Annotated in this window: 18 protein-coding genes; 8 read left to right on the top strand and 10 right to left on the bottom strand. The window is 40.1% G+C overall.

Translation table 11 applies throughout. The annotated features are described in order from the left end of the window. Window positions 1-181: 181 nt before the first annotated feature. The 3 genes from AB1K83_RS07705 to AB1K83_RS07715 all read right to left on the bottom strand — a co-directional run bounded on the left by AB1K83_RS07705 (window position 182) and on the right by AB1K83_RS07715 (window position 2,697). Window positions 182-712, bottom strand: a complete 531-nt coding sequence (locus tag AB1K83_RS07705; RefSeq protein ID WP_413057596.1) for a chromate transporter — start codon at window positions 710-712, stop codon at window positions 182-184. Next, on the bottom strand, window positions 712-1,290 hold the full coding sequence (locus AB1K83_RS07710; protein ID WP_413057597.1) for a chromate transporter: 579 nt from the start codon (window positions 1,288-1,290) through the stop codon (window positions 712-714). Before AB1K83_RS07710 ends, AB1K83_RS07705 begins: the two co-directional genes overlap by 1 nt. Before the next feature lie 222 nt (window positions 1,291-1,512). Beyond that, entirely contained in the window at window positions 1,513-2,697 is a 1,185-nt protein-coding gene (locus AB1K83_RS07715) for an ROK family protein (protein ID WP_413057598.1), read from the bottom strand. 165 nt (window positions 2,698-2,862) lie between these two features. Between AB1K83_RS07715 and AB1K83_RS07720 the strand changes: the two genes are divergently transcribed. Beyond that, window positions 2,863-3,651, top strand: coding sequence for a DeoR/GlpR family DNA-binding transcription regulator (locus AB1K83_RS07720; RefSeq protein WP_413057599.1), 789 nt, complete (start codon window positions 2,863-2,865; stop codon window positions 3,649-3,651). 126 nt (window positions 3,652-3,777) lie between these two features. Then, window positions 3,778-4,314 (top strand): MgtC/SapB family protein, encoded by a 537-nt coding sequence (locus AB1K83_RS07725; RefSeq protein WP_413057600.1) that lies wholly within the window; start codon window positions 3,778-3,780, stop codon window positions 4,312-4,314. 120 nt (window positions 4,315-4,434) lie between these two features. Here the strand turns inward: AB1K83_RS07725 and AB1K83_RS07730 are convergent, their stop codons facing one another. Continuing rightward, the gene (locus tag AB1K83_RS07730) at window positions 4,435-4,782 is read right to left on the bottom strand and encodes a hypothetical protein (RefSeq protein WP_413057601.1); all 348 of its coding nucleotides are present in this window, start codon (window positions 4,780-4,782) and stop codon (window positions 4,435-4,437) included. 733 nt (window positions 4,783-5,515) lie between these two features. Between AB1K83_RS07730 and AB1K83_RS07735 the strand changes: the two genes are divergently transcribed. The 6 genes from AB1K83_RS07735 (at window position 5,516) to AB1K83_RS07760 (ending at window position 11,208) form a co-directional block, all read left to right on the top strand. Further along, window positions 5,516-6,322 (top strand): TrmB family transcriptional regulator, encoded by an 807-nt coding sequence (locus AB1K83_RS07735; protein WP_413057602.1) that lies wholly within the window; start codon window positions 5,516-5,518, stop codon window positions 6,320-6,322. A gap of 37 nt (window positions 6,323-6,359) precedes the next feature. Next, window positions 6,360-7,142 (top strand): cyclase family protein, encoded by a 783-nt coding sequence (locus tag AB1K83_RS07740; protein WP_413057603.1) that lies wholly within the window; start codon window positions 6,360-6,362, stop codon window positions 7,140-7,142. Between the two features lie 117 nt (window positions 7,143-7,259). Then, window positions 7,260-8,234, top strand: a complete 975-nt coding sequence (locus tag AB1K83_RS07745) for a fumarylacetoacetate hydrolase family protein (protein ID WP_413057604.1) — start codon at window positions 7,260-7,262, stop codon at window positions 8,232-8,234. A 15-nt stretch (window positions 8,235-8,249) separates the two neighbouring features. Then, entirely contained in the window at window positions 8,250-9,356 is a 1,107-nt protein-coding gene (locus AB1K83_RS07750; RefSeq protein WP_413057605.1) for a C4-dicarboxylate TRAP transporter substrate-binding protein, read from the top strand. Window positions 9,357-9,370: 14 nt separating this feature from the next. After that, window positions 9,371-9,868 carry a TRAP transporter small permease gene (locus AB1K83_RS07755; protein WP_413057606.1) on the top strand — a complete coding sequence of 166 codons (498 nt, stop codon included), beginning with the start codon at window positions 9,371-9,373 and terminating at the stop codon, window positions 9,866-9,868. Between the two features lie 41 nt (window positions 9,869-9,909). Further along, on the top strand, window positions 9,910-11,208 hold the full coding sequence (locus AB1K83_RS07760; protein WP_413057607.1) for a TRAP transporter large permease: 1,299 nt from the start codon (window positions 9,910-9,912) through the stop codon (window positions 11,206-11,208). 645 nt (window positions 11,209-11,853) lie between these two features. Here the strand turns inward: AB1K83_RS07760 and AB1K83_RS07765 are convergent. The 6 genes from AB1K83_RS07765 to fliB form a co-directional block, all read right to left on the bottom strand. Further along, window positions 11,854-12,084 (bottom strand): hypothetical protein, encoded by a 231-nt coding sequence (locus AB1K83_RS07765; RefSeq protein WP_413057608.1) that lies wholly within the window; start codon window positions 12,082-12,084, stop codon window positions 11,854-11,856. Between the two features lie 51 nt (window positions 12,085-12,135). Further along, complete coding sequence (locus AB1K83_RS07770; RefSeq protein WP_413057609.1) at window positions 12,136-12,333, bottom strand: hypothetical protein; 198 nt, start codon at window positions 12,331-12,333, stop codon at window positions 12,136-12,138. 186 nt (window positions 12,334-12,519) lie between these two features. Beyond that, window positions 12,520-12,738, bottom strand: a complete 219-nt coding sequence (locus AB1K83_RS07775) for a hypothetical protein (protein WP_413057610.1) — start codon at window positions 12,736-12,738, stop codon at window positions 12,520-12,522. A gap of 56 nt (window positions 12,739-12,794) precedes the next feature. Then, window positions 12,795-13,289 carry a DUF2920 family protein gene (locus AB1K83_RS07780; RefSeq protein WP_413057611.1) on the bottom strand — a complete coding sequence of 165 codons (495 nt, stop codon included), beginning with the start codon at window positions 13,287-13,289 and terminating at the stop codon, window positions 12,795-12,797. Window positions 13,290-13,333: 44 nt separating this feature from the next. Next, window positions 13,334-13,606 carry a hypothetical protein gene (locus AB1K83_RS07785; RefSeq protein WP_413057612.1) on the bottom strand — a complete coding sequence of 91 codons (273 nt, stop codon included), beginning with the start codon at window positions 13,604-13,606 and terminating at the stop codon, window positions 13,334-13,336. A 244-nt stretch (window positions 13,607-13,850) separates the two neighbouring features. Further along, window positions 13,851-15,065, bottom strand: a complete 1,215-nt coding sequence (gene fliB, locus AB1K83_RS07790) for a flagellin lysine-N-methylase (RefSeq protein ID WP_413057613.1) — start codon at window positions 15,063-15,065, stop codon at window positions 13,851-13,853. Window positions 15,066-15,163: the final 98 nt, after the last annotated feature.

Genomic DNA, 15,163 nt, shown 5'->3' on the forward strand with positions numbered 1-15,163 from the left:
TAGCTCCAACAAATAAAAATTCTAGTAATTTCAAGCTAAGGTTTGACAAAACATTCATCTTTTTCGGATGAAAGTGTCAGTAGGAGCTCTCTTCCGATAAGTATCTGCAGAATGGTGAACAAACTACGCACATTCCTATTACTAATAGAAACATTAAACCCTGCGATACCAAGACCATAAATTAATACACTATAACCCCCAGCACACCCGCAATCAAAATAATAAGCGCCGGATGCCACTTCAGTTTCCACAACGCGAATAGTCCTAATGAAAAGAGGATGATGCCGATCGCAGCGTCTCGAGTAAGGGAGAGAAGCCCATTCGTTTTGGAGAAGGAGAAAGCCGCAAATAAAATAAGGGCCGTTATGACAGGACGCAATCCATAAAATGCAGTTTGGACGATCGGCTTGTCGTTAATTTTATAAAAGAAGACCGCAATTAGGAACACGATTAATATCGAGGGCAATGTAATAGCGACTGCAGAAATAAATGCGCCTAACACCCCTTCCGTTTGAAAGCCGATAAAAACCGCCGTATTGGTTGCGATGGGACCCGGAGACATCCCCGCAATTGCAATAATATCGATCAATTGTTGGGATGTCATCCATCCGTGACGAAGCGTTTCATGTTCAATGACTGGGATGATGGCATATCCGCCGCCAAAGGAAACAAAGCCGATCAAAAAAAAAGTGATAAACAGACTCCACAGCATTACGCCTTCTCCTCCCCATCTACTTTTTTCGATTTTTTTACAAGATAAATGACAATTCCGCTTGCCAAGCCGAAAAACACAAGAAGCACTGGATGAATATCTAGCACGATTAATAGCAATAGAGCTACCGTTAAAAAAACCAACGTCATTTTGTCTGTCACTGAGGAGCGAAATGTCAGGATGGCCGCATAAGTGATAAGCGCCACAACGGCGGGACGAATTCCTTTAAACGCCGCTACCGCTGACTGATTATCCCGCACCGTCAGGAACAACAGACTTAGGATGATGACGATAAAAAACGTTGGAATCATGACTCCAATCGTAGCGGCAAGAGCTCCTTTCACCCCCGCAATCCGATACCCGATAAAAGCGGATGAATTTACACCGACCGATCCCGGAGCTGATTGCGCCAATGCAAACGCGTCAATAATTTCTTCTTCCTCTAGCCATTTTCGGCGATCTACCACTTCTTTTTTTATGATGGGCATCATCGCGAATCCACCACCGAACGTAATGGGGCTAATTTTGAAAAAGGCCCAGAACAAGTGAAGCAATAGACGAATATTATTCTTTTTCACACGGTCATCTCCTTTTCTTCCCTTTTAACTTTTTTGGACAAAAGTGGCCAAAAAATATTATTCCAGCAATTAAGCCGAGGCATAACTGCATCCTAATTTTGAATTGCACTTTGCATAATTTCCCCCCCTCAAAATTTGTGTCATCACTGGGGCTTCAACTTCTTTTAGACGTGGTTTTAACCCCCTCAGATTTGATGTTCCAGGCATTCATCCCATCACTTTTTAAGGTGGGGACTTCTGTTGAATAAAGTTAAAAAACGATTGAAAAAGTTGTATGGCACTGCCTAGAGCAATGGCCTGCTCACGCATAGAACCTTCCTTGAACACAGGTAATGAAATTTCTTTGGAATAAATATGCGCTTTGGCACCGCGAATCGCTTCCTCGAAGAAAAAAGAAGTGCCATATACGAGCGGACCATGGAGAACGGCGAGTTCCGGACGAAGCGTATTAACCATGTTGGCCAGACCAATCCCCATATAAAAAGCAGCTTCTTTTACAATTGAGACTGCCTTTTCATTTCCCGTCTGAACTTCTGCCAGAAGATCCTCCACTGAATCGCATGACCTCCCGCTAACCGCTTTGAATTCTTCAATCATGACGGCTATGGAAGCATAGGCAGACAAACATCCTCTATTTCCACAGACACAAGTGTTGCCGTTTGCCTGGACGATAACGTGCCCCAATGCACTCGTATCCCCTTGGCGATGAGAGGTGACTTTCCCATCATGAAGGACACCGCCTCGTATGCCATATCCATTAATACAGTATATGATATTCGAATACAATTCGTCATAGAAATAGAATTCGGCAATCGCCGCGGAGTTGGCACCATTATCAACTGTCAAGACAGTAGCAAATTCCGACAGTTCTTGCGGAATGCTGACTTCCTCCCATCCCGGCGCCAAAAAAGATTCGGGGCCTATAATTTTCCCTTCGCTTCGTAAAATGGGTCCGACTGCCCCGACACCGATTCCAAGAAGTCTATCGTTGGATATTTTATGTTCTATTAGCCACTTTTTGATAACAGTCCTAATTTCATCAAATACGACATCCGGTGTGTGTATACTTGTCATCCGTATTGTATATTGTTCAACTTGATTCAAATTCACGTCGGTTAAAACGATTCGCGTAGCATTTCGGGAAAGATCAATTCCGATGATCCATGCGGCCGTCTCGATCACTTCATACAATATAGGCGGTCTACCACCACTGGATAGCCCGATCCCGGCTTCGCGTATAAAACCCGCTTGCAGCAGTTCATCGATCAATCGAGTCATCGTCGTTGGTTTCAATTGAATATGCTGTCCCAAACCAATCTTCGTAATAGGACCAAAGCTATGAATCAATTTATATAGCATTTTTGGTATTTCATTTTTTCTTGAATTATCTACTAAAAATTTCTTCATCCTCTGATCCTCCCACTCCTTCTGTTTCTACACAACAAGAAACTTACTCTTTTTCAAGCGATACAACGGTATGTACATTAGTATCTATCATCTTATCACACTATTCGGAAAAATGAATACTCAGAATTCAATATTTTTCTATAGATAATCAATTACTAACACCACATGTCATTAGCCAGCATCGAACGAAAAAGAAAAATTTTGGACCTATTGGAGGGGACTGGCAAGGTCAAAGTAAAAGACCTTGCCAGTCACTTAAATGTATCGACCGAAACAATCCGAAAATATTTGGATGACTTAGAAGGGGAAAACAAATTAAAGAAAGTGTACGGGGGAGCCATCTCCCTTACCTTTTTTAATCAGGAACCCCCTACTGCGGAAAGAGAGATTATTAATAAAGAAGGAAAAGAAAAAATCGGTGAATTGGCATGCACTTTGATTCATGATGAAGACGTCATTGCCATAGACGAGGGCACGACACCGCTTTACTTGTCAAAAAGTTTAAAAAACAAAAAGAATATAACCATTGTAACACCATCCATTAATTCACTTAATGTATTGATGGAGTTGATACAACAAAATGTATTTACCGGGAAAATCATTTTAATTGGTGGACAAGTTGATGTATTTCATCAAAGATTAGTCGGAGAACACACATTGGAAATGATGAATAATATCTTTGTCGATAAAAATTTTATAGCAGCCGATGGATTATCCATAAAAGATGGAGTGACAAGCTATGATCTTTCCAAAGGAATGGTCACCAAGAAATTGATAGAACATGCAAACCAAACCATATTATTGATAGATCACACGAAATTAAATACACGAACCCATTTTAAAATGGCTAGTCTTCACAATATAGATACCATTATCTGCGATAAAAAGTATCCCGTAGAGTGGGAAAACTCATTAATCGAAGCCGGTGTCCAATGGATTACAATTGACGACTGATTTTTGATGAACCCAGAACACGACGAATTCTCCAATAGATAAGTGAAAATCTTGTCTGCTGAGGAGGAATTGTAAATCGAATACATCCAATTTTTATACGAAGAACATGTTGTCAAGTTCGCCGAATTGTATTTTCGGATCATCGTCAGTGCCTGTATCGGCATGTTCCTAGGCTGGGATCGATCCGCCAAAAACAAACCAGCCGGCCTAAAAACATTTACATTCGTCACAGTCTCCTGTACCTTAATCACCCTAGTATCGATCCATAGTGCCGTAGACTTCGGCAGCAGCAACGTCAATAACCGAATGGATCCGATGCGTTTAACGGCACAAATCGTGTCGGGACTAGGATTCTTGGGAGCCGGCCTGATCATGAAAGACGGCTTCCGGGTCACGGGCCTCACCTCCGCCGCCATGATTTTCTTCGCTGGTGGTGCGGGAATTGGAATTGGTGCTGGGTATTATGGGTTTGTTTTGTTTGCGGTTTTGATCACTTTTATACTAGCGAAAATTAGTCAGGCGATTGAGCATAGAGAGACGAAGCAGAAGGAGAAGAAGGAGAAAGAGAAGAAGGAAAAGGAGACAGAAGAGAAAAAGGAAGAGAAGGAGGAAAAAAAGAAAGAGGTTCAGCAAGAAAAGGAGGCGGAGAAACAGGTGGTGTAATGGTGTCCCGCCTCAACAATTTGAACATTCCAAGTTGTTTCTCAATTGCAAGGGAAATGAAAAAAGACAAGTATAGCCGGCGAATCGGCTGTACTTGTCTTTTGGTTTATCTATCGGGCGTTACGCTCTTTTCAAACGGTGAACCTCGGCTTGGGTTGTTAGCAATGATTGATTCAACGCTTCAAATTTAGCATCGATCATTTCAACTTTCTCGCCCATCTGCTTCATGTCTTCTTTGATAGTTTTAACATCTTCTTTTAAAACACCAACATCTTCCTTCAGACCATTAACATCCTCTTTCAAAAAACTAACGTCTTCCTTCAGGCCACTAACATCCTCTTTCAAAACGCTAACGTCTTTTTTCAAATCGCCAATACCTTCCCCAAATTCTGTCCGCATACTTTGGATCATGCCCGATAATTCCATGATTGCTTTGATAATTTCCCCTTGATAAGGTGATGAACTCATTTTCTCCTCTCCTTTCCTTTCGCTTCAAAATGTCTAATATATCTATCTGTACGTTCATCAGGTGACGGTTTCACTTTATGTATTATAGCATGATCAAGACATCATTTCTTCTGAAACTTGTAGGGCAGCGCTGAGAGTCAGCTATGTTTATAACACTGATACGAAGAACTGACTCCCCTTAATCGTTGCCAAACCTAACTTACATTCTGTTCCAAGTCCAATTCAAACACACTTTTAAATATGTAATCATCAGCTAGTGTGGCAAGTCGGAGCACAATGTTTACAACCGTTAATGCTTTTGAATGGATGTCTGTCCTTCGCTTGCTGGACTGCGCTTTCACAGCCGAAGTGATTTCCCAATTCTTCAAAGCTATTTACTGGAAAATAGTAACAACCATCTTTGTGGACCTCATAATCTCCATTACTTTGCATGTTTAGATTTAGTATATACCGATACACTTGACTCCCTCCTTCCAAGAGTTATTAAAACAGAAACGTTTGTTCTATCCATATTATTATTATACACTATAAATTCCCATCAATCAAACATTTGTTCTGTTTAATAAAATCTCTTCCACGCCACTTCCGACTAAAATGCAAACACTCCATATTTCAAAATTAACTGTCTAACCAAGCGTAAATACTACTTCTAAATAATTTATTTCGGGATTATCCAAAAATTGCATTCATAACACTACTACTCGAGTAGTAGTATCTTGTGAGGGTGATGAAATTGAATATAGAGAAAACTATCGACTCACTGAAAGCAAATGGATTTACCGAGTACGAATCTAAAGTTTACCTATCCCTTTTAAAGCACAATCCTGCCAACGGCAATATGATTGCGCTCTCGTCTGGTGTGCCAGGGCCGAAGGTTTATGAAACTTTGAGGAAATTGCACGCCAAGGGATATGTGTACTTATTTTCCGGGGGTGACAGATCAAATAGTAAAAGTTATATTCCTATGCCTTATCAAGACCTACTGAAATTATTCGAGGATTCGTTTAACGAAAACCTTGATCTTTTGAACAAAGAACTCAAAAACATCTCGACTAGCAATAGCAAAAGAGAGATGGAACTGTTTCACATCGACGGGTACGATGCCTCCATGAATCTTATTACAAATGAAATCGCCCTTTCCTCTTCTGAAATTTATTTGAGTGGCTGGTCTGTAGATGTTGCCAAGATATTCAAACCTCTACGTAAAGCCCACAAGGACGGTATCAAAATTAAAAGCGTCATATTTGGTGATAACACGCTAGATATTCCGTGGATCAATATTTCTCACTATGTCGTGGATATTTTTAACCAGCGCCATAAAAACGAAATGAATATTGTGATTGACCAAAAGAAGGCCATTATCTTTAATTCTTCGACTGATGAGGGGTATTCAGTTGTCTCCGATCATCAAGCCATGATCAATACCACTACCAATTACATCCGGCACGATATGTATGTAAATATGATTATCCATAACTTTGAAGAGCAGCTGTTGGAGAAATATGGAGAAGAATTTAATCGGTTAATTAAAATGTTCTAAATCAGCTAACCATCATATGAAAGCGAGGAATTATCTGATGAAATTTGTGGACTTATCAGTAGTGATCAAAGAGCCGAATCCAGGAGAATTCTCTAGTGATGAACTAAGGAGAAGCTTGTCCTGTTCCATCGAGTATCAAGATCATGAGGGAATTGGAGCCCAGCAAATGATGAACATTTTCAACTGTCAAAAGGAAGACTTGCCCGATGGATTAGGATGGGCAGCGGAAATTCTTGAAATCTCAACACATGCAGGAACCCATTTGGATGCGCCGTATCACTATTATCCAACCACAGGCGGAAAACCGGCGAAAACAGTGGAAGAACTTCCATTGGATTGGTTTTTCGGAAATGGCGTTGTCCTTGATTTTCGCCATAAACAAAATGGAGCAGCTGTAAGTGTAGAAGATGTGAAAAAAGCTCTTACCAAAATCGATTACACACTGCAAGCCGGCGACATCGTTTGCTTAATGTTCGGGGCAGATAAACGTTATGGGCAAGCAAGTTATTGGACTGATTTTCCGGGGATGAGCGCCGATGCCACCCATTGGATAATCGACCAAGGAGTTAAAGTAATCGGGACAGATGCAATGGGATTCGATATCCCATTTGAAAAAATTCGAAGTAACTTCGAAGAAAGCCAGGACAAGGATGCCATCTGGGAAGCACACCGGGTTGGAATGGAAAAGGAATACTGTCAAATAGAAAAAATGGCAAATCTGGACCAACTGCCGCCACACGGATTTAAAATCTGCTGTTTTCCAATCCCGATTGAAAAAGCTAGCGCAGGCTGGGTACGACCAGTCGCCATAATCGATTAAGAATAATTCGTTTAAGCCCTCTCTAGACGGTGATTTTTCACAGTTTGCTATACAAATGCCCGCCTGAGCTAGAAGGGCTTTATTTAAATCCAATACTGCAAAGGAGAATCACAATCTATGAGATTAGTAATGTTTACAGTAAACTCAAGCTTTCCACATGTTCCCCGGTTAGGCGCATTGCATCATAACCAGATCATTGACTTGGCAGCTGGTTATCGTTCTTTGCTTCTTTCAAGGGAAACATGCGACATCAATGTCGTGCACCAATTTGCCGACCTCTACCTGCCCAATGATATGAAGAAGTTTTTAGAAGGCGGCGAACTTTCCTTACACGCAGCGAAGGAAGCTTTACAATTTGCAACATCATCATCCCAAGACACCGTCAACCACGAAAAACTTTCCTATCACCAAGATGAAGTGAACATTCTTGCACCGATATCGAATCCGCCCACCATCCGTGATTTCATCTCATTTGAAGAGCATTACCGTAACTCATTAAAAGCAGATGTACCGCAAGTTTGGTATGACATCCCCATCTATTATAAATCCGTTGCCTCGACCTTGATCGGTCCTGATGCTATTTGCCATTGGCCAGCCTACTCCGAAGTGATAGATTATGAATTGGAATTTGCTTGTATCATCGGCAAAAGAGGTAAGGATATCCCCGTAGAACAGGCAAAAGAACATATAGCTGGTTACTTTATATACAACGACTTTAGCGCGCGGGATACACAATTACGAGAAATGGAAGGAAAACTAGGTCCTGCCAAAGGAAAAGACTTTTGTACCGCAATTGGGCCATATCTCGTAACAGCTGATGAAGTACCGGATCCTTATAACATGGAAATGACCGCAAAAGTGAACGGTGAAATATGGAGCAAAGGAAATACAAACACCATGTTTCGTTCCTTTGAAGAGATTATAGCGTATGTCTCTCAAAGTGAAACATTGGTTCCTGGTGATATTTTTGGTTCGGGGACTGTTGGAAACGGATGCGGATTGGAGTTAGGGAAGTTTTTGAAAAACGGAGATGTCATTGAGTTGGAAGTCGGCAATCTTGGTGTATTGAAAAATAAGGTAGTCACCCATTAATAAGGAGGGATTCTTTTGAAGAGATTAAAAGCAAGCGTTGCTTTGATTGGCCTTGTTTTCGCTCTACTATTAACAGCATGCAGTTCGGATTCAGTAAGCGAAGCGAATGAACCAGCCACTGCCCCGACAGAAACTGATACTAATAAAACCTATAAATTCAAATCAAGTATCCAAGCACCTAAAGAAGCGAAGCTGTCCCAAGGCTTTGATGCCTATCTAGACGAGGTCGAAAAGAACTCGGATGGACGAGTGAAGTTTGAACGGTATTACAGTGAGTCTTTGGTGAAAGCTGCAGATACTTCCAGTGCAGTCGGTGCCGGCATTGCCGATATTGCACTAATTGTCCCTGGATATACTCCTGCGAACAATCCATTGGCGACCATTGAATCCTTGCCCGCCTTATGGGTTGATCAGTGGACGGGCACTAGGGCTATGCAAGATTTATACAACGAGTTCCCTGAGCTTAAACAAGAGTATGAAAGTCAAGGAATTCAAGTAGTTGGAAACTTTGTTCTCCCATCCTATTATTATATTTCCACAAAAGATGTTAAAAGTTTTGATGATATCAAAGGACAAAAGGTGATTGCTGCCGGTACGCAAAGTATTTTAGCTGAGGCGTTGGATACAGTAGCTGTAGGAATTGTCATCACCGAGAGCTTTGAAGCAATGGAACGAGGCGCCGTAGATTCAGCAATGCTTGGGTTTACCTCTTCAGCGACTTACGGAATTCATGAGTTGGCCAAAAGTGTTTGGAAACTTCCACTGGGAAGCCAAGGCGGCGTATTGGGCATGAATAAAGACAAGTTCGATGCGTTACCAGACGATTTGAAGAAGATATTTGAAGAAGCCGCTGTAAAAAATGCCGTCGACTTCCATAATATCTATCAAGTCGAGGGCGAAGAATCATCGTTACAAAAGTATTTGGATGCAGGTGTAACTATAAATGAGCCAAGCGATGAGGATGTTGCAAAACTACAGGTAATCGCAAAAGAAGCAGTCTGGAAAAAGTGGATAGATGGCCCGGAACGAAAAGGTAAGCCTGCTGAGGAAATACTAAATAGATTCGTTGAGCTGATTAAAAAGTATGATAAAGAATATCAAACGAACGGAATTCCAAAGTAAGGGCTGTGAATTTGATGAAAATCATTCGAAGTTTTGATAAATTGCATCGAAAAACCGAGACAGTGAGCGTCTATTTGGCTGGTTTTTTAATTATGATCATGATGTCCCTAATAACATTGGAGGTCATTTTACGAAAACTTGCCAACTATAGCATTCCCGGCGTTTTTGAAATCTCTTCTCAGCTGATGGTTGGCGTTTGCTTGTTAGGCATTTCCTACGTCCAAAACGAAAAAGAACATATCGCTATTGATTTTGTAGCAAAGAAATTTCCACCTTCCATTCAAAAGATCACAAACATATTGATATTCTTGCTTGGATTTTTTATTACTCTCATTTTCGCTTGGCAAGGAATCAATTCATTTGTCGACTCTTTCAAAGTTGGTGAGCATACTATCGGAATCCTCCCCGTCCCGATTTGGCCCGGTAGATTCCTCGTAGCTTTTTCAATGGTATTGATTGCATTTCGATTTCTACTAGATATCGTGAATCAATTTAGAAAAGCCGAAGATTAATTGACGGAAGAAGAAAATCCCAAATAAAGTGGTGATGAAATTTGTCAGCTTTAGTTATAGGCATTGTAGGTTTAGTCGTACTTATCGGGTTGTTGTTACTACGAGTACCTGTCGCATTATCAATGGCTGCTGTCGGCTTTTTCGGTTATTGGTCTATCAGCGGATTGAATCCCACATTAAAGTTAATGGGGCTAGTTCCCTATTCCACTGTTGCTAGCTATACATTCACAGTAATCCCGCTTTTTTTACTAATGGGTTACTTTGTGTACTATGGAAACCTTGCCACCGATATGTTTTCTTCTTTTAATAAATGGTTAGGAAATATCCCCGGTGGCATTTTATATGCAACGATCATCGGCGGAGCCGCTTTCGGGGCAGCCAACGGATCCGGACCGGCTTCTACCGCCACATTGGCCAGGATTACGATTCCCGAGATGGAAAGACTTGGAGTGAATAAAAAATTAGCATACGGGGCCGTTGCGTCAGCTGGCCCCCTTGCCCAAATGATTCCTCCGAGTATGTTGATGATTATATATGCGATCTTAGCAGAACAACCGGTTGGAAAACTATTAATTGCAGGGATCATTCCGGGAATCATCATCACCCTTAGCTATATTGTCACGATTTATGTAGTACTAAAGAAAAATCCGGACTGGGCACCGAAAACGCAAAAATACAGCATCAAAGAAAAAGTCCATTCGTTAAAAGGGATTTGGGGAATCGCCATACTCATTGGCTCGATCATGATTGGTTTATATCTTGGAGTCTTTACCCCTACAGAAGCCGGGGCGGTCGGAGCAGCCATTGCCTTCGTTATTACAATTGTAACCAAAAAATTGAAATGGAGCGGTTTTACCTCTTCTATTATAGAAACAATTAAAACGTCCGCAACCGTATTCTTTATCGTCATTTCTTCGTTTTTATTCGGGTATTTTTTGGGGATTACACAAATCCCAGCATTTGTTTCGGAATTTCTCACAGGTCTTAATGTCAGTCCTATGACAATCATGGTCTTTGTCTGCTTAATGTATCTATTCTTAGGAATGTTTATCGATATGATCTCTGCCATGTTTTTAACGATACCGATCATCCTGCCAGCCATTATTCAATTAGGGTTTGACCCGATTTGGTTCGGTGTCATTGTCGTTTTCCTGGCAGAGATTTCGCTAGTCACCCCGCCATTCGGGATCAGTATTTTCATGATTCAAGGGGTAGTGAAAGGGAGCGAATACGGGGATATCATCAAAGGGTCCATACCTTTTATCATTGCCGATTTATTCATCTTAGTCATATTCCTCGCGTTCCCGAAGCTAATCTTGTTTTTGCCTGGCTTGATGTAGGAAGATTTCTAAAATGAGAGCATTCATTGGCCGTTAATTTTATTAAGAGCTTCCAAAATACGTAGACAAGTGGGTTATGAAAATGAATGACAAAGAGATGACCTATCAGGAGTTAATCGACGTACTGATAGTATTAAAGTTTTATGATTCTCTACCACTCACTCCATATGGAATAGTGGATAAAAAGGAGCTGAGAGAAAGGTTGAAGGGGGCTGTTTCATGAGCCCCCTTCCATACCCAAACAGCTGATGATATTATTCACCGCAGCAACTGCAAGATCCTTCCGGATGCCGGTTGACGTGGGCGAGCATTTCTTTGGATGCTAGAATCACTAGAATAGGATGTTCCGTTTCGTCATCTGCATGACTACCCCGGACATGTCGACGTCCTAAAAATGCGCGATACGGGTGTGGTGAGTTAGTTATTCGCGATATTGGTCCGTAAACGCAAGAGTATGTTCCAGGCGGTTCTGTAATGCCCCGAATTTGGAGCGCTGTGCTGAAATGGTTTGAATAGCATGTTTATAAAAAAGAAACAGACTGGGGCATAAAAGCTTTCACATTCACTTGGCTGAGCCCTTAAGTATCAGTTGTAATGTTGGCATCAATACAGCTATTGATTGGCCGTTCGCTCCGACTTGAAAGTTCATACAGCCGTATTGTCACGGTGACGTAACCTACGAATGGAGTGGACAAGGAATCCTTTTCGGTGGAAGCATCCCAAAGTGGCTCCTCTCATCTGATAGTTTTTCTCCATCATTAATGATCTCTTCATTGGTGCACAAGCGCCCATTAATTCTTGAATAATACTTCCGGTTCCATCCAGGAATCCAGTAGTTCCTAAAATTGCTACTCCATTCGCCTTTAATTCTGCCATAAAGGCAGTTTCTCCAAAAGAAGATTTTAATTTTTTGATTCAAAATCTCATTCAATGTCTGACCTCCAGTCTGCCCATGTATGACTTCATAATGCTTCCTACTTCGTCTAGCTTCTGATTCAAATACTTGGTGGCAACATACCGGGCAGAATTTAACGCGGAAGTATTTGTTGGTCCGTCAATCGCTTGAATCAAATTGGCAGCATCATTTGCCCAGGAAAAGTCGGCATTTAGAAGTTCATTCGCCACCGACGTCGCCTCCGTCCAATTAGATTTATCCAAAAGTTTCTAACGGGACTTTGCCCAACCCTTTTCCATTTCCCCTTCACCCCATTGAGTAGTTTTGTGAACAGTCGTTTCATTAGATATTTAGACTGTAAGTTGGAGAAAGTACAGTGCGGTGATAATATTTAAATCTCTCTTACGCAATGGATATTAAAATTCAAAACTAAAAATGGGTAAGCCTTGTGAATAATCCACCTTAATTCCGGTTTTAGATAAACTCATCTCATAACATGCACTTTTCATTCCATCATGACTTCTAAAATCCCCAAATTTCTTATAAGCAAAATCAAACATGTTCAAAAAGTCTGCATTCAACCCATGAGCATTTGAATTAAAAATGAATCGATCAACGTCTTTTTCATCAATCAACAAAAACTCCGAGTGCTCTATATCGGATACTATCTTTTCTTTTATACGGTGATCGATTAGATTGTCATTGGTACCCTGAAAAGCAATAATCTGTGTAGTTTTCTTGAAGTTTTTATATAAGTACTCAAGTTAAGCGCCTTTTTATCATCAATGATTCGCTTGGCCAGATAATCGAATTCGGTTTGCAAAGTCATAGATCCATAACCTTGAAATAAATAGCGATTTCCCGATTGATATACAGGTTCAATCCATGCAGAATTATCAACTATATATGAGAACATGTGAGGAGCCAAACGATTACTGAGATGCAGTAGGTATGCTCCATGTGAATGGCCGTACCCAATAACCTTCTTTTCATTGAATACTAGGTTGTTCTCCTTAAGAATGATTTGAACAGCCTCCAAAGCGGTAAGTAGGTCAATCGCCTGCATAAAACCCATGTCATTAAAATTGTCAATCGTTTCATCAAGTTTAGCTGTCACTGGTAATGTCACTGATTTAGTGTAAAGGAGGCTCAACAAGCCAGATGGATCGGATTGAAACTCTTTCATTTCTTCATTCGTAAGAAAAACGATTAAAGTCCGATCTCCGCTTTTCAAAGTGAAGCTATCGGCCCTTGCATAAATTCTCTTCCAAAAAAGGAACATTGCACAGTGACTAAATTGTATTCATCTGCAAGCTGTCCCCGCATTTTCTTATATACTTTTGAATCGATATTGCCGCCGAATCCGGGGACTAATAGCAATAAACCCGTTTCTTTCGAAGTCCCAGTTTCAGGTATATAAAATTCAATCTGCAGTTCTCGGTCGGATAAGCCTGTATAAATATTGTGGTGTGCTGGAATTGAGATAGTTTGATTACTAGCCATATTCAATACTCTTTCCTTTTAATTTTTCTTACAACCGCTTGATTTTTAAGTAATGAAGAGCGTTTATCGAACTTTTAAACTTATCGATATCCTTTACGCTTCAGAGCTGGTGTTTTAAGATAATAGAATTTTTCTTCCTCAAAACTTCATACCTGGTCAAATAAAAATTGGTTTAATCTAGACGTAATTATAGTGATAAAGAACGAAAGAAGGAAATCAGTCAAATGCTTAGACAGATTATTGATCATTTACCGCTTTTAACAAGCACAACCATATGCGCCAACGTAGCATAGCCATTATCCATTAAAGCTTTTTCCACATTTATTAAGTAGAATTCATTATGGGTGATAACTCTCGAATAAGATTGTATAAGTTTCACAATTAACTCTTTGCTTAAATGCCGATGGTACTTTGACATACCAATCAAATGCAGCTTAATAAGGGAAAAATTTATGATAAGCATTGAAAAGCTATTAGTTATCGATTTTTTATCAAAAGGAAATAGATTTGAGAAAACATAGTTTACCAAATAATTCTCCAAGATGTATTCGTGTTCCCTCATAAAAGGTATATAATATTCACTGTAAGCAACCTTATAATTTTTAAGAATGGCTTCTTCAGTTTCTTCCTGATCTAAGCCTAATCCCTTAACCATTTCATCTAAACATTCTAAATAACGATCACTGGTGATAGTAGTGCTAGATCTATATTCAATTAATTTCTTGCAAAGGTTAACTTGGAAAGAAAGGTTGGATGGCAATTGTTGCATTGATGCTAATAAAGTCTTATCATCTATGGAGCTATCAAACTGTTTGATAAGCTCTTCAACGGACTTTCCATTTAACTCTTCATACTTCTTTAAAAATAATCCAATTACAATGAGCCGATTCTCTATTGTCAAAGTTCGGTTTTGCAACGTTCGAATTATAAAAATCCTTAATTCCCAAAGCTTTTCTTCTTGATTTTTAGATAATCCGCTATTTTTCACAAAACCTCTTGTGTTTTCGGGCTCTAAGTCTTGTATAAAACCAAGCCCCTCTTCATTCAGCAATACTAATCTAGTTATTTCTGGACAAGACAAGGCGGCACTTTTCTCTACGACCCCATCTATCAAGCTTAAATTTCGAGGATATACAGCACAAGTGTTTGACAAGTATTCCGGACCTAGGATTCTTTGTATTGAACAAAGACCACCTTCATCTAACAAGGTGCATTTTCCACTGTTATCCATTTTTATCTTCGCATATTCCGCATCCGACTTTCCTGAACGATTTCGGGTAACATTTTCTTGTAATGCGGATTTCATCTCTTTATTGTTAGTATTTCTGTACTTCTTAAATGTATCTTTATCTACCGTAACCCTCCACCCTGCGCAGCAAGTATCTTCACAGGCCGGACCAATGCACTCAAATTTTTTCATATATTCTGGTTGGATAATTTCTCTCAAATTTTTAGCCATTAATTACACCTATTCTTTAGTGTTTTAAAGTTATTTAAACATTTAACTATTAGAATGAAATAACTTCTGGGACTCTAATTTCAAAGTAAAGGAATGAT

The organism is Sporosarcina sp. 179-K 3D1 HS, from assembly GCF_047228905.1.
In the GTDB taxonomy this organism is placed as follows: Bacteria; Bacillota; Bacilli; order Bacillales_A; family Planococcaceae; genus Sporosarcina.